Origin of the sequence: Verminephrobacter aporrectodeae subsp. tuberculatae, assembly GCF_026127385.1 — a bacterium.
Taxonomy (GTDB): domain Bacteria; phylum Pseudomonadota; class Gammaproteobacteria; order Burkholderiales; family Burkholderiaceae_C; genus Acidovorax; species Acidovorax aporrectodeae.
Genome location: NZ_QZCX01000002.1, coordinates 175,912 through 196,647, shown reverse-complemented (window position 1 = coordinate 196,647; position 20,736 = coordinate 175,912). Strand labels below are relative to the sequence as shown.

Below are 20,736 nucleotides of genomic sequence, written 5' to 3'. Positions count from 1 at the left end.
AGCCAGGGACGCCGCCAAACCGATTTTTCCAAGCCCCGGGTAGCCCCCCTCGGGGGAGAGGTGCTCCCGTCAGATCATCTTGTGCTCGACGAGCTTCTTGCGCAGGGTGTTGCGATTCAGGCCCAGCCATTCCGCAGCGCGCGACTGGTTGTAGTTGGCATGCGTCATCACCACCTCGAGCAGCGGTTTTTCCACCACGCGCACCAGCATGTCGTACATGTCATCGGGTGTCTCGCTGCCCAAATCGCGAAAGTAGCCTTGCAGGCTATCGCGCACGCATTCTTCTATGTGTCTCTTGCTCATGCGATCACTCTCTCCCATTGTTGTATGTCTGCACCCGCATCAACGACAGCGGGCAGCCGGTCCATACGTTGCCCCAGAACGTCCAGGTAGCCGTCCACGGCCTGCCACTGCGCGGCGCAATCGTCCAGCGCAATGACGCGCTGCCGAAACGCCGCGCCGCCCGGCAGCGCACGCAAATACCAAGCAATGTGCTTGCGCGCACTGCGCACCCCGGTCTGCTCGCCGTACAGGCGGTAGTGGTCCTGCAAGTGCTCCAGCAGCACGCGCCGCAGTTCAGCGACCAGCGGGGGCGCGAGGTGTTCGCCCGTGGCCAGGAAATGGCCGACCTCGCGGAAAATCCAGGGCCGGCCCTGCGCGGCGCGGCCGATCATGATCGCGTCCGCGCCGGTCGCGGCGAACACGTCGCGCGCCTTCTCGGGCGTGGTGATGTCGCCGTTGGCCACCACGGGCACCTGCACGGCGGCCTTCACGGCGGCAATGGTTTCGTACTCCGCCTGGCCCTGGTAGCCCTGCTCGCGGGTGCGGCCGTGCACGGTCAGCATCTGGACGCCCACCGACTCGAACTGCCGCGCGAGCCGCACGGCATTGCGCTGCTGCTGGCACCAGCCGGTGCGCATCTTCAGCGTCACGGGCACCCTGTAGGGCGCGCAGGCCGCCACCACCGCCTGGGCAATCGAGACGGCCAACGCCTCGTCGCGCATCAGCGCCGAGCCCGCCCACTTGTTGCATACCTTCTTCGCCGGGCAGCCCATGTTGATGTCGATGATCTGCGCGCCGCGCTCCACGTTGTAGACCGCAGCCTCGGCCATCATGGCCGCGTCGGTGCCGGCGATCTGCACGGCAATCGGCCCCGGCTCCCCCTCATGGTTCGCGCGGCGCGAGGTCTTCAGGCTGCTCCACAGATCCTTGCGCGCCGTCACCATCTCGCTCACCGCGTACCCCGCGCCCAAGGTCTTGCACAACTGGCGAAACGGCCGGTCGGTGACTCCCGCCATCGGGGCAACGAACAAGCGGTTCGCCAAAGGAATGTGACCGATGTGCATGGAAGAGGGGGCAGGGCGGCAGCGCATATATGAACGAGACGGCGGGATTATATTTCTGCCCAAAAAATCAGCGAACCCCTTGTCTCGCAGAGCGGAATTACCGTTCGGAACATCCCGCGCCTCCCGCCGAAGCCGCTCCGTCCTGCGGCGCGAAATGCCACCAAGCGTCAGGCAGGTTGCAGAACTGGTGGCGTGCCATCAGCGCGCGCAGCCACTGGCGATTGTGCTGGACGTCGGGGGAGAAACCGCTGGCGCCCGTCGGCGCGCCCGCCGCTGGCGCCCCGGCCGGGGTCCCCATGTCCAGCGCGTAGCCGTCGGCCAGCGGCCCGCGCACGACCCGGCCGGCCTGCGTGCCATCGAGCACGCGCAGCTGCACCACCCAGCCGTCGCCCGCGGCCGTGCATGTGGCGTGCAGCGCCATGCCCTGGGTCTGCAATTCGTCGGCAATGCCCTGCAAGGTGGCGCGCGCGGCCGGGGAGCAGCCCGGCGGGCCCGGCTGCACAGCGGGCGCGGACGCCGGCGCCGCGGCAGGCGGGTCCGCCGTCCACGGACCCTGCGCACAAGCCGCGAGCAGCAGCGCCAAGGCCGGCGGCGTCGCGCGCGCGACAACGGAGAAAAGTCCCTGGCGATTCATGGACGATGTCCCAAAAAAGAAGCCCCGACACGGGGACTGTGCGGGGCTTTGGGGGATCGTCATGGATCGGTTTTGGCGGAAACGGAGGGATTCGAACCCTCGATGAGGCTCTACACCCCATACTCCCTTAGCAGGGGAGCACCTTCGGCCACTCGGTCACGTTTCCAGTCGGGGGATTATGCCTTATTTCAAAGGAATTTCCGGTGCATTCCTTTGCGCTCAGGCGGCCTGCTGGTCCAGTTCAAATGCCTTGTGCAGGCTGCGCACGGCGAGTTCCAGGTATTTCTCATCGATCACGACCGAGGTCTTGATTTCGGAGGTGGAGATCATCTGGATGTTGATGCCTTCCTCGCTCAGCGTGCGGAACATCTTGCTCGCCACGCCCACGTGGCTGCGCATGCCGATGCCGACGATGCTGACCTTGCATATCTTGGCGTCGCCCACCACCTCCTGTGCGCCGAGCGCGGGGACCACTTTTTCCTTGAGCAGGTCCACGGCGCGCGCGTAGTCGTTGCGGTGCACGGTGAAGCTGAAGTCGGTCCTGCCGTCCTTGCTGGCGTTCTGGATGATCATGTCAACTTCGATGTTCGCGTCCGCCACGGCGCCCAGGATCTGGTACGCGATGCCCGGCTTGTCCGGCACGCCCAGCACGCAGAGCTTGGCCTCGTCGCGGTTGAAGGCGATCCCGGATACGACGGCTTGTTCCATTTTTTCGTCTTCCTCAAAAGTGATCAACGTGCCGGACTTGGCTTCTGCGTCGATGTCGATGTCCCACGGCGTGAAGCTCGACAGCACGCGCATGGGCACCTTGTACTTGCCCGCGAATTCGACCGAGCGAATCTGCAGCACCTTGCTGCCCAGGCTGGCCATTTCGAGCATTTCCTCGAAGCTCACCGTCTGCAGGCGGCGGGCCTCGGGCACCACGCGCGGGTCGGTGGTGTAGACGCCGTCCACGTCGGTGTAGATCAGGCACTCCTGCGCCCCCATGGCCGCCGCCACGGCCACGGCCGAGGTGTCGGAGCCGCCACGGCCCAGCGTGGTGATGTTGCCCTCGTCGTCGATTCCCTGAAAGCCCGTGACGATGACCACCTTGCCGTTGGCCAGATCGGCACGCACGCGCTGGCCGTCGATCGATTCGATGCGCGCCTTGGTGTAGCTGTTGTCGGTGCGGATCGGCACCTGCCAGCCGGCGTAGCTGACCGCGCCCATGCCCTCGGCCTGCAGCGCAATGGCGAGCAGCGCCGACGAGGTCTGCTCGCCGGTGGCGGCGAGCATGTCGAGTTCGCGGTGGTAGGCATCGGTGGCGCGTGCCGGGGCGAGTTCCTTGGCCAGCGCCAGCAGGCGGTTGGTTTCGCCGCCCATGGCGCTGGGTACCACCACCATCTGGTGGCCTGCACGCGCCCATTTGGCGACGCGCTTGGCGACGCAGCGGATGCGCTCGGGCGAGCCCATCGAGGTGCCGCCGTATTTGTGAACGATGAATGCCATGGGAATTTCTTGGGGTGACGCAGCCGCAGCGCAGGTTGGTCACCGTTTTCGCGCGCACGCTAGCCAGGAGAGAGCAAAGCCTGCGGATTGTACCAATCGAGTCCTGCCCCGCAGCGCACGACGAAGCCGCGCCCCACCTTGATGTGGATGCCGTGCCCCCGGGTGGTGCAGGCCTGCACCTGGTTGAGCAATGCACCGAGTTGCGCGGCGGCGGGCGTGGTGCCGTGCGCCGTGCGCAGCCAGTGGCGCAGCACGTTCGCCTGCCGCGCGCGGCTCAATTCCTGCAACAAGCTGATCTGCGGCGGCGTGCCCACCCGCTCCAGGTCCTGCTGCGCAAGCTCCAGCAGCAGTTCCGCCGCCTGCGCCGCATGCGCCGCGGAGCGCGCAAACGTGTCACGGAATGCCGGGAAAGCGGCCGCCAGCGCGGGCGAGAGCCGCGCGCGGATGCGGTTGCGGGTGAAGCGCTCGTCGGCGTTGCTCGGGTCTTCCACCCAGTCCTGCCCCTGCGCGCGCAGCCACTGGCGCACGTCGGCGCCAGCCACTTGCAGCAAGGGACGGTGCCACACCACCCCGGCGCGTTCCCAGCGCGCGGGCATGGCCGCCAGCCCCGCGACCCCGGCGCCGCGCAACAGGGCCAGGAGCAGGGTTTCGGCCTGGTCGTCCGCGTGCTGCGCGAGGGCCATGGACTGCATGGCGTCCCGTTGTGCACGGCGGTCCAGCGCCAGCGCCTCGAAGGCCCGGTATCTGGCCTGGCGCGCAGCGTCTTCGGGGCTCTGCCCCGGGGCCGGGCGGGCGTCGAGCCGCTGCACCGTCAGGGGCACGTCCAAGTCCTGACACAGGGCGATGCAATGCCGCTCGAAGCCCTCTGCCGCTGCCTGCAGGCCATGGTGCACGTGGACGGCCCGCACCCGCCCTGGCCAGCGCCGCGCGCAGGCCAGCAGCAGAGCGGTCGAATCCGCGCCGCCGCTCAGACCCACGGCCAGGGGAAGGGCCGGCGCAAAGGCGCGCATCGCGGCGTCGAATGCCTGCGTCACGCCCAGCGCCTCCCCGCCCCCGCAGACGGCGGCCAAGACCCGACGGCGGTGTCCACGAGACGGATGCGCATGGGCGCCGATTATCACGGGACGGGGCCGGGCTCACCCGTTCAGGGCCTCCCGCGCCGCGACCTCGGGACAAGGTGAAATTGCGTACAAATTGGCACAGAGCTTGCGTGCACTTTTTCCATGCCATTGCCCGTGCAAGCCCCTGCGGCCATCGAACTCATCGCGCTCACCAAGCGCTACGCCGAGGGCCGGCCGGCGGTCGACGCCATCGACCTGCGCGTCGCCAGCGGCAGCTACTGCTGCCTGCTGGGCCCTTCGGGCTGCGGCAAGAGCAGCACGCTGCGCATGATTGCGGGGCACGAGGCGGTGAGCAGCGGCGCCATCGTGCTGGAAAACCGCGAGATCACCGGACTGCCCGCGGCCGCGCGCGGAACGGCCATGATGTTCCAGAACTTTGCACTGTTCCCGCACCTTTCGGCGCTGGACAACGTGGCTTTCAGCCTGAAGATGAAGGGGCTTGGCCGGGCCGAGCGCCAGGCCCGGGCGCGCGATCTGCTCGACCGCGTGGCCATGGGGCACCTGGCCGAGCGCAAGCCGGCGGAGCTCTCGGGCGGGCAGCAGCAGCGCGTGGCGCTGGCGCGCGCCCTGATCACCGGGCCGCGCGTGCTGCTGCTGGACGAGCCGCTGTCGGCGCTGGACCCGTTCCTGCGCCTGCAAATGCGCGCCGAACTGCGCCGCTGGCAAAAGGAGCTGGGCCTGACGTTCATCCACGTGACCCACTCGCAGGAGGAGGCGATGGCCCTGGCCGACACCATGGTGGTGATGAGCCATGGCGTGATCGAGCAGGTGGGCTCGCCGCACGCGGTCTACAACCGGCCCGCAAGCGAGTTCGTGGCGCGCTTCATGGGCGGGCACAACGTGATCCATACCCCCGCAGGCAAGGTGGCGGTGCGCACCGACCATCTGCAGGTGGCGCCCGCCGAGGCCGATCTGCCCGGAGACCTGCCCCGCTTGCACGCCGTGGTGAGCGACGTGGAGTACCAGGGCGCCTACGTGCTGCTGGGCCTGCAAGAACAGGGTGCCGCCCGCTGCGCGAACGCCGCGGCGGCGTACTCGGTCCTGCTGCCCGAGGCCGCGTTTCTCGCGCGCCCCTACCAGGCGGGGCAGGCGGTGCAATTGCACTGGACGCCGGCGCAGGCGCATGCGCTCGGGCCAAGCGCCCCGGCCACGGCGCAGGCCGCACCGTAGGCGGCCGCGCCAAGCTTTCTCTCACCCATTCCCTCTCGCAAACCAAGGAGCCCATCCCCATGTCCGACCCCTGCGCCCCCTCCCCCGCCCCCGTTTCCGGCGCCGCCGGCGTACAGCGCCGCGCGCTGCTCCAGGGCACGGCGGGCATTCTGGCCGCTGGCGTGTTTCCGGCGATCCATGCGCAGGAAGCGATCGTGCTGCGCTACCTGGGCACGGCGGTGAACCAGGACAAGGCGATCGCCGAGCGGTTCAAGGCCGACACCGGCATCGCGATCCAGTACGTGGCCGTGACCACCGACGACGTGACCAAGCGCGCCGTGACCATGCCGAACAGCTTCGATCTGATCGACACCGAGTATTTCTCGCTCAAGAAGATCGTTCCCACCGGCAACCTGCGGGGCATCGACACCCGCCGCATCAAAAACGCCGACAAGATCACCCCGCTGCTCACCACCGGCAAGGTGGCGGGCAAGGCCGTGGGCGAGCAGGGCACGGCGCCGAAGAAGGTGATTTATCTCGAGGGCGAGAACTCCCGGAAGTTCGCCCCGGCGCCCACGCAGTTCATGTCGCTCATCCCCACCGTGTACAACGCCGACACGCTGGGCATCCGCCCCGACCTGATCCGGCGCCCCATCGAATCCTGGGCCGAGTTGCTCAACCCCGAGTTCAAGGGCCGGGCGGCCCTGTTGAACATTCCCTCGATCGGCATCATGGACGCGGCCATGGTGGTCGAGGCCATGGGCCTGTACAAGTACCCCGACAAGGGCAATATGACCAGGAAGGAGATCGATCTGACGGTCAAGACCCTGATCGAGGCCAAGAAGCAGGGGCAGTTTCGCGCGCTCTGGAAGGATTTCAACGAGTCGGTGAATCTGATGGCTGCGGGCGAGGTGGTGATCCAGTCGATGTGGAGCCCGGCCGTGACCGCCGTGCGCACCAAGGGCATTGCCTGCAACTTCCAGCCGCTCAAGGAGGGCTACCGCGCCTGGGCCGCCGGCTTTGGCCTGCCGGCCACGCTCGCGGGCCGCAAGCTCGATGGCGCCTACGAGTTCGTCAACTGGTTCCTCGACGGCTGGGTCGGCGCCTACCTGAACCGCCAGGGCTACTACAGCGCCGTGCTGGAGACCGCGAAGGCGAAGATGGAGGCCCACGAATGGGCTTACTGGATGGAGGGCAAACCCGCCGCGCAGGACATCCGCAACGCCCATGGCGACGTGCAGGCCAAGGCCGGCACGGTGCGCGACGGCGGCAGCTACGAGGCCCGCATGGGCGCCATCGCCTGCTGGAACGCGCTCATGGACGAGAACACGTACATGGTTCAGAAGTGGCATGAATTCGTCGCCGCTTGATGCCCCCCCGCAGGCCATTCGGTCCCGCCGCATGAGCAAGCCGACCGCTTCGCCCCCCGCCCCCGGGCGCGGCATCGCCGCCTGGTGGCAGGCGGCGCCGTTCGCGCTGGTGTTCGCGCTGTTCTTCCTGATCCCGCTGCTGCTGATCGCCATGGTCAGCTTCTGGGATTTCAACGAATACGAGTTGCTGCCCGGCTTCACTTTCAGGAACTACCTGTCGATCTTCGAGGGCTGCGGCACGGCGCCCAGCCAGTGCGTGGCGTTCAAGACCTACTACAGCACGCTCAAGTTCAGTGTTCTGGTGTGGCTCATCACGCTGCTGGTCGGCTTTGCCGTGGCCTATTTCCTGGCCTTTCACGTGCGCTCCCCGGGAACGCAGACGCTGCTCTTCGTGCTGTGCACCATCCCGTTTTGGACCTCGAACGTGATCCGCATGATCTCGTGGGTGCCACTGCTCGGGCGCAACGGCCTGGTGAACCAGACGCTCATGGGGCTGAACGCCATCGAGGCGCCCATCGAGTGGCTGCTGTTCTCCGACTTCTCCGTGGTGCTGGCCTTCGTGCACCTGTACACCATGTTCATGATCGTGCCCATCTTCAACAGCATGATGCGCATCGACCGCAGCCTCCTCGAGGCCGCCAGCGACAGCGGCGCGAGCGGCTGGCAGACCGTGTGGAACGTCATCGTCCCGCTCTCGCGCACGGGAATCGTCATCGGCTCGATCTTCATCCTCACCATCGTCATGGGCGACTTCGTCACCATCGGCGTGATGGGCGGCCAGCAGATCGCCTCCATCGGCAAGATCATCCAGGTGCAGACCTCGTACCTGCAGTTTCCGCTGGCGGCGGCGAATGCGGTGATCCTGCTGGCCGTGGTGCTCATGATCATCCGGGGCCTCACGCGCCTCGTGGACATCCGCAAGGAACTATGACGACGAACCCCGCCCGTCCCGCCAGCTTCTGGCCGCTGGCCCTCTTCTTTGGCCTGTTCGTGCTGTTCCTGTACGGGCCCATGCTGGTCATCTTCGTCCTGAGCTTCCAGGGACCCGAGGGCGGGCTCAGCTTCCCGCTGCGCGGCGTGTCGCTGCACTGGTTCCGCAAGCTGGCCGAGGGGCTGGGCGTGGTGGACATCGGCGCGGCGCTGGGGCGCTCGCTGGGCCTGGGCGCGGCCGTGATGCTGTGCACCGTGGCGCTCTCGGTGCCCGCGGGCCTGGCGTTCCGCAAGCGGCTCGCGGGCGGCGACGCGCTGTTCTTCATCGTGGTGGCCAGCCTCATCATGCCCTCGATCATCGTTTCGCTGGGCATCGGGCTGGAGTTCCGGCTGATCGACAGTGCCATCAAATCCGCCCTGCAATGGCTGGGCATGGACGGCGCGCTGCAAGACTATGGCAGTTCGCTCGGGCTGTTTACTTCGGCGCTGGGCGCGCATCTGACGTGGACACTGCCGTTCGGCCTGCTCATCATGTTCGCCGTATTCAACCGCTTCGACCCGGCTTACGAGGAGGCCGCGCGCGACCTGGGCGCCACGCCCTGGCAGAGCGTGGCGCACGTGGTGCTGCCGCTGATTGCGCCTTCGGTGGTGGGCATCGCCATGTTCGGCTTCACGCTCAGCTGGGACGAGATCGCCCGCACCTCGCAGGCCATCGGCGACGTGAACACGCTGCCGCTGGAACTCCAGGGCCTGACGAGCACGGTGACCACGCCCAGCATCTACGCGCTGGGAACGCTCATCACCGGGGTGTCGTTCGCGGTGCTGGGAATCACGCTGGCACTCGCATGGGCCCTGGAGCGCCGCAAGAACCGGGTAAAAACGGCGCCATGACCGCGAACAAGACAAGCCCGCGCACGCGCCGCGCCGCGCTGAGCGACGACGAGATGTACCAGCGCATGGTCTCGGCCATGCTCGATCACCGCCTGCCGCCCGGCACCAAGCTGGTGGAGGACCGGCTGGCTGCGGCCTTTGGCGTGTCGCGCACGCGCGTGCGGCCGGTGCTGGTGCGGCTCGCGAACGAGCAGGTCGTGCGGCTCACGCCCCATCGGGGCGCTTGTATCGCACAGCCCACGCCGCAGGAGGCACAGGAGGTCTTCGAGACCCGCCGCCTGCTCGAGCCGCGCCTGGTGGAGCTATTCATCGCCCACGCCACGGACGCGGACATCGCCGCGCTGCGCGCCTGCACCGACGACGAGGAGTCCGCGCGCACCCGCGGCGACATGCGCCGCGCGATCCGCCTCTCGGGCGACTTTCACCTGCGCATTGCGCAGGCGGCCGGCCAGCGGACGCTCGAGCGCATCCTGCGCGAACTGGTGTCGCGCACTTCGCTCATCCTGATGAGCTACAGCCCCAGCCACGCGCACGCACGCGAAGAGGCCACGGTCTGCGGCTGCCGGGAGCACCGGGCGCTCATCGACGCGATCCGCCTGCGCGACCCGCGGGAAGCGGGCCGCCTCATGCGGGCGCATCTGCTGCGCATCGAAACCCGGCTGGATTTCACGCCTGCACCCGGCGGCGCTCCGGACCTCGTCGCTTTGCTCGGCCAGGCAGCCTGAGCCGGACGCAAGCAAACACCATGCGCCAGTTGCTGGTCATCAACCCCAACACCTCGGCCCGCGTCAGCGCGCTGCTGCAGCAGCACGTGCAGGCCGCCGCCGGACCGCATGTAGCAGTGCGCACGGCGACCGCGCGCTTTGGCGCGCCCTCCGTCGCCTGCGAGGCGATCTACGCCGTGGCCGCGCACGCGGCACTGGACGCCTGGACGCACGCGCTGGCGCAGCCCGACGCCGTGCCTGCACCCGGCGGGGCTCCGGACCTCGTCGCTTTGCTCGGCCAGGCGGCCTGAGCCGGACACAAGCAGACACCATGCGCCAGTTGCTGGTCATCAACCCCAACACCTCGGCCCGCGTCAGCGCGCTGCTGCAGCAGCACGTGCAGGCCGCCGCCGGACCGCATGTGGCAGTGCGCACGGCGACCGCGCGCTTTGGCGCGCCCTGCATCGCCTGCGAGGCGATCTACGCCGTGGCCGCGCACACGGCGCTGGACGCCTGGGCGCACGCGCTGGCGCAGCCCGACGCCGTGCCTGCACCCGGCGGGGCTCCGGACCTCGTCGCTTTGCTCGGCCAGGCGGCCTGAGCCGGACACAAGCAGACACCATGCGCCAGCTGCTGGTCATCAACCCCAACACCTCGGCCCGCGTCAGCGCGCTGCTGCAGCAGCACGTGCAGGCCGCCGCCGGACCGCATGTAGCAGTGCGCACGGCGACCGCGCGCTTTGGCGCGCCCTACATCGCCTGCGAAGCTAGCTACGCCGTGGCCGCGCACGCGGCGCTGGACGCCTGGGCGCACGCGCTGGCGCAGCCCCGGCAGCAGCCCGACGCCGTGCTCATCGGCTGCTTTGGCGACCCCGGCCTGATGGCGCTGCGCGAGAGCAGCCCCGCTCCCGTGACCGGGCTCGCCGAAGCCTCCTTCATCGAGGCCGCGCGCCATGGCCGCTACGCCATCGTCACCGGCGGCGCGCGCTGGGCCCCCATGCTGCACCGCCTGGCGCAGGCGCTGGGCCAGGCGCAGGCGCTGGCCGGAATCCACACCGTGGCCCCCACGGGCGCGCAACTGGCGGCCGACCCCGAGGCCGCGCGCGCGCTGCTCGCCCGGGCCTGCAGCGACGCCGTGCGGCAGTTGGGGGTGCAGGCGCTCATCCTCGGCGGGGCCGGTCTGGCCGGCATGGCCGCCGCGGTGCAGCCGCAGCTGGACGTTCCGGTCATCGACAGCGTGGTGGCCGGCGCGCACTGGGCGCTGCACGCGCACCCGGCGCCGGCGCAGCGCGCGGCCGCGGGTTTCGACGTCGCCTGGCAGGGCGTGTCGCCGGAGATCAGCGCACTCGGGGCAGGCTGAGAATGTCCACGGGGCGGGGGTCAATGGACAAAGGTCATGGCGCCGGCGTCTTGGACCCGAAATCGCACCAGGGCGCGACCACGCATTTCCAGCAGCGGGGCTTGCGCGCCTGGCACACGTAGCGGCCCAGCAGGATGAGCCAGTGGTGCGCGTCCACGGCGTAGGCCGGCGGAACCCGCTCCAGGAGTTGTATTTCCACCGCCAGCGGGTTCTTTCCGGGGGCCAGACCCGTGCGGTTGCTCACGCGAAAGATATGGGTGTCCACCGCCATGGTGGGCTGACCAAAGGCCACGTTGAGCACCACGTTCGCCGTCTTGCGCCCCACACCGGGCAGGGCCTGCAGCGCCTCGCGCGTGCGCGGCACCACGCCCGCATGCTGCTCCACCAGAATGCGACAGGTCTGCAGCAGGTGGCGCGCCTTGTCCTTGTACAGGCCAATGGTCCTGATATGGCCCTCCAGTCCCTCCAGGCCCAGGTCGAGGATGGCCTGCGGCGAGCCCGCCAGCGCAAACAGCTTGCGTGTGGCCTTGTTCACGCCCACGTCGGTGGCCTGCGCCGAGAGCAGCACGGCGGCGAGCAACTCGAACACGCTGGTGTATTCCAGCTCGGTGCGGGGCGTGGGGTTGGCCGCCTCGAGCGCCGCGAAAAAGGGCACGATGGATTCTTTTTTCATGGGTCGATGGGGCGAGAGCAAGCGGACCGGGCGGTGCAGGACGCGGCATCATAAAGTGCCACTCAAACACTGAGCTTACATACCGGGGCGCTATCATGCGCAATGAAAACACCTCAAAACACATCATGAATCTGACTCGCAAAGAGTGGATTCAAAGCACATGATTTGCCCGGCTTGCCATTGGCCAGACTGCCTGAAATGCGCTTGCATCCCCCCCAAAACACCTCAATGCCCCGGGGGCCGCAAGCAGGTAGAGCCGGGAGCAGAACATTTGCGACACCGTGATGCATGAATAATGATTGGAGACAAAAATGAACCCTCGTATCTTCTGCACTCTGGTGCTTTCCGCTCCGGCAGCCAGCAGCGTCTTTTCAGGTACTGCATGCGCCGAATCGGCCCCGAAGGGCAGCCATGACAAAGCTTTTTGACAAAACATGGACCCGGCGCGGGATTGCGGCGTATTCCGGGCAGTTCTCCCAGTTTGCCGGCGTGGAACTCCTGACCCTGGGGGACGGCGTGGAGCGCGGGGTGCGTTGCCTGGAATTTCGTACCGGCACCGGCCTCAGATTCCGGGTGATGGTGGACCGGGCCTTGGACATCGGCATGTGCGAGTACAAGGCCGCGCCCATCGGATGGCACTCGCCCACCGGATTTCGCCACCCGGGTCTGCACGAGAGCACGGACGAGGACGGTCTGGGCTGGTTGCGCTCGTTCAGCGGCCTGCACGTCACATGCGGTCTTGATCATATTCTGGGTGCAGAAGAGGAAGCCGCCGAACACTACCAATACCGCTTGCGCAAGCGCGTATTCTCCCCACTGCATGGGCGCATCGCGCACACGCCGGGCCGGTTGATCGGATACGGGGAATCCTGGGAAGGCGACGAATGCACCCTGTGGGCCGAGGGTCTCGTAAAACAAGCCGCGGTATTTGGTGAGAATCTGTCCCTGCGGCGCCGGATAGAGGCACGCGTCGGCAGCAACCAGGTCAGGATCCGGGACAGAGTCACGAACGAGGGGTTCTCGAAAACACCGCACATGATGATGTACCACATCAATATTGGCCATCCGGTCCTGTCCGAGGGCAGCCGATTCCTGGCCCCCGTGCGGCATACCCGCTGGGCATCGCATGCGGACAATCTGCAATGGCAAGCCGTCGGCAGCGTCACCCAGGGTGCTCCCCAAGATTGTTTTGAAGAGCAGGTCTATGAGCATGCCATGCAGCCAGACCCGGAAGGCGTCGTGCGCATGGCCTTGGTGAACGACCGTTTTGACGCCGGGCGGGGTCTGGGGCTTGGCATTCAAGTGGATGCGAATCAATTCCCGCACCACCTCCAATGGCAGAACTACCGCAGCGGAATGTACGTCATGGGCATCGAGCCGAGCACACACCATGTGCTCGGCAAGAAATTTGCCAGCGATCGGGGCGAGTTGATCTGGTTGTCGGCAGGCGCAGAGCGTGCGTATGGCGTGACCTACGACATCCTCGATGGCGCTGCGGAAATTGCACGCTACGAGCGCCTCATCGCCAAAGCCGGCGCACCCGCGCAGGAGGAGTTTCCCGTGCCGACGGGAGATTGGGAACACTGAAGCACCGGCTGCGAAGAATATGCAACAGCCGCCTCGGGCCCGCGCAAGGCTCGCCGACGTCGCCCACCGTGCAGCCGTCTCGGTGGCCACTGCCGACCGGGTGCTGCACGACAGGACAGGGGTGCGCGAATCGACGCGCAAGCGGGTATTGGAGGCCGCTGCGCGCCTGGATTACATCCCGGAAGGAACGCTGGCCAAGATGCTGCACCCGGCTTGCACGCGGCTGAGCTTCATTCTTCCCGAAGGGAATAATCGATTCATCTCCCTGCTGGCTGAATCTGCCTTGCGGGCGCAGGAGCAATTGGCTGCGTACAACGTGCAGTGCAAGGTTCGCTGGGTTGAATCGTTCAACGCCGAGGCGCTGTCCAAGGAGTTGCTGGCGCAGGGCAGGAAATCTGACGGGATTGCCTTCATCCCGCTGGAGCATCCTCTGGTCCGGGATGCGACCAACCACCTGGTCGACTCCGGAGTCCCCGTCATGACGGTCGCGTCCGATCTGTCGAATACCCGCAGGACCGCCTATATCGGTCTGGACAACTATGCAGCCGGCAGGACCGCCGGCTTGGTACTGGGCAAGTGGAGCGGCGGCCAGGCCGGGCAGGTCGTGATGATTTGTGGCAGCCTGAGCTACCGGGGGCATGGCGAGCGGGAACTGGGATTTCAGCATCTCCTGCAAGAGAGCTTTCCCGAACTCGAGATCACGGGTGTTCGGGAGGGACACGATGACCCCGAGCGCACGTACCAGCAAACGAATGAGCTGATCGCCCAGCACAAGAGATTGGTCGGCATCTACAACGTTGGCGGGGGCGCGGAGGGTGTCGGGCGGGCGCTGAAGAAAGCGGGGCTTGCCGGAAAAGTCAGCTTCGTCGGGCACGAACTCACCCCCGAGACCCGGGGCTTTCTGATTGACGCAACCATGGCGGGCGTGATTCACCAGAACCCGCAATTGGAAGTGATGAACTGCGTGCGGACCCTTGCGAATCTGCGCGAGGGCAAGAAACCGCAGGAAGGAATCGAACCCCTTCGGATCGCTTTGATCGTCCGGGAGAACCTGCCCTGAACCCATTCACCGGGGGAGCGCAACGGGATTTCGTCGCTTGTCGAAAAACCGCCAACTGCTTATGCTGCCCCGCCCACCACCCGCCGCCCACACCATGCAATTTGCCGACCGCCTGAACAACATAGAAACCTCCGCCATCCGGGAGCTTTTCAAGCTGCTGGGCAAGCCCGGGATCATCAGCTTTGCCGGCGGTTTTCCGGACAGCGCCCTGTTCGACGTGGAGGGCGTGCGCGCGGCCAGCCTCCGGGCGCTCAGCGAAACGCCCGGTGCGGCCCTGCAGTACGGCGCCACCGAGGGCTACCAGCCCCTGCGCGAGCAGCTTGCCGCGTTCATGACCGGCAAGGGCGCCCGGGACCTCGCCGCCGGGGACCTCATCGTCACCACCGGCAGCCAGCAGGCGCTGGATCTGCTGGGCAAGACGCTCATCAGCCCGGGTGACAAGGTCATCGTGGAAGGCCCCACGTTTCTGGCCAGCATCCAGTGCTTTCGCCTGTACGGCGCCGAGCTGATCAGCGCCCCCATCGACGGCGACGGCGTCAGGACCGACGCGCTGGAGCGGCTCATCGCCGAGCACCGGCCCAAATTCGTGTACCTGATTCCGACCTTCGGCAACCCCAGCGGCGCCCTGCTGAGCCTGGAGCGCCGCAGGCAGGTGCTGGAGATGGCCGTCCGGCACGAGACCCTCATCGTCGAGGACGACCCTTACGGCGATCTGTACTTCGGCGCGGACCCGCCGCCGCCGAGCCTGCTGAACCTGTCGGCCGGCGTGCCCGCAAGCCGCGCGTTGCTCGCGCACTGCGGCTCGCTGAGCAAGGTGCTCGCACCCGGCCTGCGCGTGGGCTGGATGGTCGCCCCGGCCGAACTGCTGGACAAGGCCAGCATGTGCAAGCAGTTCAGCGACGCGCACACCAGCACCTATGCGCAGGCCACGGCGGCCCAGTACCTCGGGTCCGGCCGCATGCCCGCCACGCTGGCGCGCGTGCGCGCGGTGTACGCGGAGCGCGCCCGGACCATGGGCGAGGCCCTGCGCCGGGAACTGGGCGACGCGATCGCGTTCACCCCGCCCCGGGGCGGCCTGTTCATGTGGCTGCGCCTCACGGGGGCGGGCGGCAAGGTGGCCGACGGCAGCCTGCTGGCCCAGCGTGCGCTGGAAGAGGGCGTGGCCCTTGTTCCGGGCGCGCCGTTCTTCTGCGCCCAACCGGACAAGGCCACGCTGCGCCTGTCGTTCGCCACGGCCGATGGGGAGCAGATCCGCGCCGGCGTGGCCCGGCTGGGCCAGGCCATCTGACATTCCGTGCGCGGCGACCCGGGCGCCGGCAGGACGGACTCAGACGGTGGCCACGGGCGAGACCGGCGAGCCGACGGCCCCCGGCAGATCCAGCGGCGGTGCCGTGAGCAGGAAGCGGTGGCGCCGATGCGCCCGGAGCCAATGCGCCAGCGGCGTCAGGCGCCACAGCTCGCCCAGGTGGATTCCCAGCTTCACGAGGCAGTGCGTGTGCAGTGGCAGTGCGCTGCAGCAGGGGTCGTCGCTGCGCGAGGGATAGTCCTCCACGGCGAGGTTGTCCGAGGCGATCGCGGCCAGCCCGGATTCGTCGATCCAGCGCAGCAAGCGCGCATCGTAGCCGTCCAGGACGGCGCCGGTTTCGGCCAGCACAGCGCTGTCCGGGTTGCCCTGCATGCCGAGCAGGGCCTCGGCGTAGCCCGTGTGCACGCACACCAGATCCCCCGGACCGACCTCGATCGCTTCCGCATCGAGCACCTGGCGCAGCTTGTCGTAGCCGACCAAGGTTCGGCCGGGTCCGAAATGGGCCTCCAGATCGATCATCACGCCCACCCCTTGCACACCCGTCCGGGCCAGTTGCTCGATGCCGAGCGCCCGGGCGCGGCTCGTTCCCGCATAGGGCGGCCCGCTGTCCAGGCCGCAACCTTCAACGCCCGCGGGGCCCTGCATGTCCTCGGCCCCGTAGCCGTTGTAGTAGCGGGTTTCCGGCAGGCCGTCGCCATCCGCGTCGAATCGGGTGCCGGCGTGCGCCAGGCTGTCCCACTGGGTCGAGTACTGCAGGTGCAAAACGGCCAGGTCGTCGGACAGAACGTCCGGGCGCCGGGGATCGAGCAGGCATTTGAAATTCACCTGCCCCTTGCGCAGGGTCGGGCGCAGCACGGGCGGATGCCGGCTCGGGTTGAGCACCGAGCGCCCCGGAATGTCGAGCGGCAGGCTAAGCACGAAATTGCGCCCTGCCTGTACCTGGCGCACGCCTTCCAGGACTTTCCCGGCGGTGACCAGATGCATGCGCCCGATCTGATCGTCTTCCCCGAATTCACCCCAGTTCGAGCCCTCGGGCCGGTGTTTCCAGCGCCTGTTGCGGTTGCTGTGCGGCATCTTCCGTTGTCCTTCCGGTAAAAAGTCCGACGAACGCAACGACCCGGCGCTGCGCGGTCATCGCTCTGCAAGGCGCATGCTCAGTACTTTCCCATGTAATCGCGCTTGGCCAGTTCCACGCCGTTGTGGCGCGCAATCGCGTAGGTCGTGGTCACATGGAAGAAGAACTGCGGCAGGCCGTAGTGCAGCAGGTAATGCGCGCCCACGAACTTCTTCTCGCGCGGCGTACCCGGCTGTATGGTGATTTGCCGCATCGCGGCGTCGGCAAACTGCGCGACCGGCAGGCCCTCGACAAACGCCAGCACCGCGTCGATGCGCTCGTTCAACTCGGCAAAGCCGGGGCACTGCGCATCGGGGAGCGAGGGCGGCTCCACCCCCGCCAGCCGTGCCGCGACGCCCTTGGCAAAGTCGCAGGCAACCAGCACCTGCCGCGCCAGCGGAAACATGTCGGGGAACAGCCGCGCCTGCAGCAGCGCATCCGGCTCGATCTTGCGTGCCGTGGCGTAGGCCTCGGTCTTGGCGAGCAGGTCCTTCAGGGAACCCAGCATCTGGCGAAAGACGGGGACGCTGGCGTCGTACATGGGAGAGGTCATGGAGAAAATGTCCTGAAAACGGTGTGGGGAGGGGGCTGCGCCGCCATGCCCCATGTCAAACGGGCGCGGGCGGGAGCGCATTGCACCACATTGCAGAAGACTTTGCCGAGCGCGTCGGCAAGAGCTTGCTGGCGCTCAGCCACTGCGTTCGCCATGCGGTCCATCCGAAAATGGATGCCCCCGCGCCCTTGGGGGCAGACATTATTTGGTATTTGCGTAGAAATCGGGCGGCAGGGCGCGTTCCTCGATGACCCGCACCATGCCTTTGAGCAACACGGGAACCATCCACCGGTGAATCGGACCGACGATGGCGAAATAAACCCGCCCGAGGAGGTTCTTGGTTTCGACGGCGGTTGAAACGGCAAGCACCGTCCCCGTAGGGTGCGGCATCATCATGAGCGAGGTCCGAAAGTCGAGGTGTTTGTCATCCTGCCCAAGCAGAACTCCCCGGTCAGACAATTTGATGACCTGAAAAAACCCGATCTGCTGACCCGGCAAATAGGGCGGCAAGATCCGTTTGGGATCTCCGGATGCCGTCTTGAGACGAAAAAACCAAACCACCCGGTCCCGCAGCTTCGCCAGAAAGTCAAACCATTTGGGTGTCGAATGGAAGAATCCCGCAAGCAACTCCCAGTTGGAAATATCCTGCCGGTTGATCAGCACGGTACAGGTATCGACATAGGAAAAATCACGCCCCTCCTCCCGAATCATCGAGTTATCAGGAAGGGTGCCATACGCCATGCTCGGCTTTTTTTCGGGGTTCTGATCCATTCTTTTTTCCAGTCCTGATGGCCCAATAGGCGTTATTGCATGCGTTACGCATATCGACGGTCCTTGAAGGAAATCGTCTGTTTATAATCATTCACACTGCCAACTCGGCGAATACTGCCCCATGTGCCCTTGTAGTAGGGGATGAGGTTGCGGTCCACCCAGTTGGTAACTACATCACCATGCACTCCCTTGATGTAGCCGAAGAGCATGAAGGTATGGCCGGGTTTGACTGATTTCAGTGGGTAGGCCATCGCATAGGTGCTACCGTAGTCGTTGAATATCTCCACGATATCACCTGGGTTGACTCCCAACTGTCGAGCATCTTCCATGTTCATCTCGATGAATGCCATCGGAATGCGGTCGCGCACAAACGGGTTGTACTGGTCGTGATATGCCGTCTGCCAGACTTCGTTGGCACGGCCCCCATTTATCCAGTACTTGTGCTTCGCCTTCTGCGCTGCCACCGTCTGAGGCAGGCCATTCCAAGGGGCAGGCTTGAATTCGGCCTTGCCATCCTTCGTATCGAATTTGCTGTCGTCGTAGTGGATTTCAGTCCCGATGAGCTTGTCGCCATCAATGCGCTTGATGGGGAGTTGGACACCATTGTTGCCGGCCTTGCGAAGCAACGCATACGTGGCCATGTAACCTGTGTCACCACCCTGGCTATCGATGGGCCCCACACCCGGGCGACCCGCTCGACGGAAGCCGTCATTAAACGCGTCCTCTTCACTCTTCCAGTCAAAGTCATTGAATCGCTTGGCCATGTCTGCTTTGTTGTCCCGCAGATAGAGGGTCTTCAGAGAGTTGGCAATGTCTGCGGCAATCAGGCAGTCAGGCTTCGCAGTGCCCGGGGGATCCATGAACTTCTCGGAGAGTCGCAGCCGGCGTTCACCGTTCATGGAGGTCACATTCATTTCTCCCGGGTGTGTAGCTGGCAATAGCAAATGGGCCTCCTCGGAAATGGTCGTAGGGTACAGATTCATCGCTGCAATGAACATCCCGCCCTTGTTCTTGCACGCGCCATAGATGACATCAATGAGTTGCTCGGTGCTCGCTCCTTGAGCCTTTGCAATGGCCTCATTGACTATCTTGGCGCGACGGCTAAGAGCCCGGCGGTGCTGCTCTGCGTTGAGAGTCGTCTGGAATGGATTTGTGCCCCACAGGGTATACATCAATCCCTTTCCGTTGATGACTTCTTGGTCGATATAAATCTTCTTGTCGCCCGGGTATGGAGGGCGCACGTAGCCCTCTTGGTGTCCACCGAGACGGCACACCCCGGTGCCACGTCGCCCCACATTCTGGGTTGCCAGCACCAAGCTCACCAATGCGCTCTGAATGACGTAGTTGTCGTTGCCCCAAATAATGCCTTTCTCGTAGGGATGGAACGTGCGGGGGCGGTGGCCTGATGCCTTCGGCTTGTAAGCCCAGTCTGCTGCTTGCTTGAGCCTGTCCACCGAGATGCCCGTCGCCTTGGATCCATCTTCCAAGCTCATACGATTGGTCTTCACAGCATCTTCGAAGCCCTTGGTATGCTTGGCTATGAAGTCCTTGTCATGCCAGCTCTGGTCGACCACATAGCTGAAGAGCGTGTTGAACAATGCAGTATCCGAGCCCGGCTCAATGTCCAGGTGCAGTACGTTTTCCTTGCCCGCGACTTGCTCGCAAATGGCAATGGTTGCCGTGCGGCGGGGATCAACGATGATGACCTTGGCAGCTGCAGCGGTTTCTCCCGGGAACCACTTCTTTTTCTTATCCACCGTAGCGCCACTCAGATTTGGCATCCAGTGATTGAGAAAGTAGTTTGACTGAGTTTCATACGGATTGGCACCTGTGCAGAAGATGGTGTCGGCCAGTTGCGCATCTTCATAGCTGTTGTTCAACTCTCCCACGCCCATCTCTCGAGTGGCATGGCATTCAGAGTTATAGGCGGGGCGGTTGTGAATGCGGGCCATCTGGGTTTGCAGCGCACTGAACATGAGCTTGCCGGTACCCCACGTGTTTTCAAATCCGCCACCTGCTCCACCGTGGTCGAAGCAGTCAAAAAATAATCCATTCGGACCATCGTTGTCGAGAATTTTCTTTGTCAGGCCTGCGTACAGCGCTATCGCGTTGTCCCAATCAGTATCAAGCCATAGGTCACCACGGAAGATACGAGGATTCTTCAGCCGTTCCTTGGTGATGCCATCGTGGGCGTACATGTACAAAGCCATCTTGCCACCGCGCGTTGATGACAGACCGCTGTTCACCACGCATTCCTTATCAGGAACAACCATGATGTTCCAACGCTTTCCCGACTTATCGGTGATGGTGTTCGTCATCGCCTTGGTCATGGTGATGGACAGAGGCGGGACCTGTTTTGTAAAGTCCACTCCCAAGGCGTTTTGACTTGCAGGGCGGCCACCTTCCTTGTTCGAGTCCCACTTGTAAACGTGGTACCCACATCCAACGATGCAGAAGTGGCACGTCATATTTGACTTCTGCGCATCCTTCGGAGGTAGTGCAATGCGGTCATTGATGTTGGTGGGCATGATGCGCTTCTCAGAGTCTGTAAATAAATGACGGTGCGAATATTACTTGTTTTTACGCGATTAGTGTCACCACAAATTCAATCGCATGGTGGTTCTGAGCTTGGCCTTCGCAGCCTGAAACGTGCAGAACAAGCCATTGCAGGCGACCATGG

General features: G+C 65.4%; 19 protein-coding genes, 1 tRNA gene and 2 pseudogenes. 11 read left to right on the top strand and 11 right to left on the bottom strand.

Annotated elements, in window-relative coordinates; genetic code table 11:
• Nucleotides 1-69: 69 nt before the first annotated feature.
• From D5041_RS08955 to tilS, 6 genes are all read right to left on the bottom strand, one after another.
• Nucleotides 70-303 (bottom strand): helix-turn-helix domain-containing protein, encoded by a 234-nt coding sequence (locus D5041_RS08955; protein WP_010107890.1) that lies wholly within the window; start codon nucleotides 301-303, stop codon nucleotides 70-72.
• Complete coding sequence (gene dusB, locus D5041_RS08950) at nucleotides 300-1,346, bottom strand: tRNA dihydrouridine synthase DusB (protein WP_265257590.1); 1,047 nt, start codon at nucleotides 1,344-1,346, stop codon at nucleotides 300-302. Before dusB ends, D5041_RS08955 begins: the two co-directional genes overlap by 4 nt.
• A gap of 97 nt (nucleotides 1,347-1,443) precedes the next feature.
• Entirely contained in the window at nucleotides 1,444-1,980 is a 537-nt protein-coding gene (locus tag D5041_RS08945) for a M15 family metallopeptidase (protein WP_265284469.1), read from the bottom strand.
• Nucleotides 1,981-2,053: 73 nt separating this feature from the next.
• A tRNA-Ser gene (locus tag D5041_RS08940) sits at nucleotides 2,054-2,146 on the bottom strand.
• Nucleotides 2,147-2,199: 53 nt separating this feature from the next.
• Nucleotides 2,200-3,468, bottom strand: a complete 1,269-nt coding sequence (locus tag D5041_RS08935) for an aspartate kinase (protein ID WP_265284468.1) — start codon at nucleotides 3,466-3,468, stop codon at nucleotides 2,200-2,202.
• A gap of 59 nt (nucleotides 3,469-3,527) precedes the next feature.
• Nucleotides 3,528-4,502 (bottom strand): tRNA lysidine(34) synthetase TilS, encoded by a 975-nt coding sequence (tilS, locus tag D5041_RS08930; protein ID WP_029554256.1) that lies wholly within the window; start codon nucleotides 4,500-4,502, stop codon nucleotides 3,528-3,530.
• A gap of 189 nt (nucleotides 4,503-4,691) precedes the next feature.
• On the opposite strand from tilS, the gene D5041_RS08925 reads away from it, so the two are divergent.
• The 8 genes and pseudogenes from D5041_RS08925 (at nucleotide 4,692) to D5041_RS08890 (ending at nucleotide 10,992) form a co-directional block, all read left to right on the top strand.
• Nucleotides 4,692-5,759 carry an ABC transporter ATP-binding protein gene (locus D5041_RS08925; protein WP_265284467.1) on the top strand — a complete coding sequence of 356 codons (1,068 nt, stop codon included), beginning with the start codon at nucleotides 4,692-4,694 and terminating at the stop codon, nucleotides 5,757-5,759.
• A 59-nt stretch (nucleotides 5,760-5,818) separates the two neighbouring features.
• The gene (locus D5041_RS08920; RefSeq protein ID WP_265257593.1) at nucleotides 5,819-7,108 is read left to right on the top strand and encodes an ABC transporter substrate-binding protein; all 1,290 of its coding nucleotides are present in this window, start codon (nucleotides 5,819-5,821) and stop codon (nucleotides 7,106-7,108) included.
• 31 nt (nucleotides 7,109-7,139) lie between these two features.
• A complete protein-coding gene (locus D5041_RS08915) occupies nucleotides 7,140-8,039 on the top strand; it encodes an ABC transporter permease (protein WP_010103677.1) in 900 nt (299 codons plus the stop codon).
• A complete protein-coding gene (locus tag D5041_RS08910; RefSeq protein WP_265257595.1) occupies nucleotides 8,036-8,929 on the top strand; it encodes an ABC transporter permease in 894 nt (297 codons plus the stop codon). The genes D5041_RS08915 and D5041_RS08910 overlap by 4 nt, the downstream gene beginning before the upstream one ends.
• Entirely contained in the window at nucleotides 8,926-9,654 is a 729-nt protein-coding gene (locus tag D5041_RS08905; protein WP_265257596.1) for a GntR family transcriptional regulator, read from the top strand. Before D5041_RS08910 ends, D5041_RS08905 begins: the two co-directional genes overlap by 4 nt.
• Before the next feature lie 20 nt (nucleotides 9,655-9,674).
• A pseudogene (locus tag D5041_RS08900) lies at nucleotides 9,675-9,926 on the top strand (aspartate/glutamate racemase family protein); the annotation flags it as partial.
• Between the two features lie 38 nt (nucleotides 9,927-9,964).
• A pseudogene (locus D5041_RS08895) lies at nucleotides 9,965-10,216 on the top strand (aspartate/glutamate racemase family protein); the annotation flags it as partial.
• A 38-nt stretch (nucleotides 10,217-10,254) separates the two neighbouring features.
• Nucleotides 10,255-10,992: an aspartate/glutamate racemase family protein gene (locus D5041_RS08890; protein WP_265257597.1), complete on the top strand. Its 738-nt coding sequence runs from the start codon at nucleotides 10,255-10,257 to the stop codon at nucleotides 10,990-10,992.
• Between the two features lie 34 nt (nucleotides 10,993-11,026).
• Here D5041_RS08890 and nth read toward each other — a convergent pair whose 3' ends face one another.
• Nucleotides 11,027-11,665, bottom strand: coding sequence for an endonuclease III (nth, locus tag D5041_RS08885; protein ID WP_010107808.1), 639 nt, complete (start codon nucleotides 11,663-11,665; stop codon nucleotides 11,027-11,029).
• A 489-nt stretch (nucleotides 11,666-12,154) separates the two neighbouring features.
• Here nth and D5041_RS08880 point away from each other — a divergent pair, with 489 nt between their 5' ends.
• From D5041_RS08880 to D5041_RS08870, 3 genes are all read left to right on the top strand, one after another.
• Nucleotides 12,155-13,252: an aldose 1-epimerase family protein gene (locus D5041_RS08880; RefSeq protein ID WP_265284466.1), complete on the top strand. Its 1,098-nt coding sequence runs from the start codon at nucleotides 12,155-12,157 to the stop codon at nucleotides 13,250-13,252.
• Nucleotides 13,152-14,312 (top strand): LacI family DNA-binding transcriptional regulator, encoded by a 1,161-nt coding sequence (locus D5041_RS08875; RefSeq protein ID WP_236610810.1) that lies wholly within the window; start codon nucleotides 13,152-13,154, stop codon nucleotides 14,310-14,312. Before D5041_RS08880 ends, D5041_RS08875 begins: the two co-directional genes overlap by 101 nt.
• 94 nt (nucleotides 14,313-14,406) lie before the next feature.
• Nucleotides 14,407-15,600, top strand: a complete 1,194-nt coding sequence (locus D5041_RS08870) for an aminotransferase-like domain-containing protein (RefSeq protein ID WP_265284465.1) — start codon at nucleotides 14,407-14,409, stop codon at nucleotides 15,598-15,600.
• Between the two features lie 39 nt (nucleotides 15,601-15,639).
• Here the strand turns inward: D5041_RS08870 and D5041_RS08865 are convergent, their stop codons facing one another.
• The 4 genes from D5041_RS08865 to D5041_RS08850 all read right to left on the bottom strand — a co-directional run bounded on the left by D5041_RS08865 (nucleotide 15,640) and on the right by D5041_RS08850 (nucleotide 20,584).
• Nucleotides 15,640-16,692 carry a cyclase family protein gene (locus D5041_RS08865; protein WP_265281808.1) on the bottom strand — a complete coding sequence of 351 codons (1,053 nt, stop codon included), beginning with the start codon at nucleotides 16,690-16,692 and terminating at the stop codon, nucleotides 15,640-15,642.
• Nucleotides 16,693-16,772: 80 nt separating this feature from the next.
• The gene (locus D5041_RS08860) at nucleotides 16,773-17,285 is read right to left on the bottom strand and encodes a DUF1993 domain-containing protein (protein ID WP_029554583.1); all 513 of its coding nucleotides are present in this window, start codon (nucleotides 17,283-17,285) and stop codon (nucleotides 16,773-16,775) included.
• Nucleotides 17,286-17,486: 201 nt separating this feature from the next.
• Nucleotides 17,487-18,056, bottom strand: a complete 570-nt coding sequence (locus tag D5041_RS08855; protein ID WP_265284464.1) for a DUF2867 domain-containing protein — start codon at nucleotides 18,054-18,056, stop codon at nucleotides 17,487-17,489.
• Between the two features lie 44 nt (nucleotides 18,057-18,100).
• Complete coding sequence (locus D5041_RS08850; protein ID WP_029554582.1) at nucleotides 18,101-20,584, bottom strand: arsenate reductase (azurin) large subunit; 2,484 nt, start codon at nucleotides 20,582-20,584, stop codon at nucleotides 18,101-18,103.
• Nucleotides 20,585-20,736 lie beyond the last annotated feature (152 nt).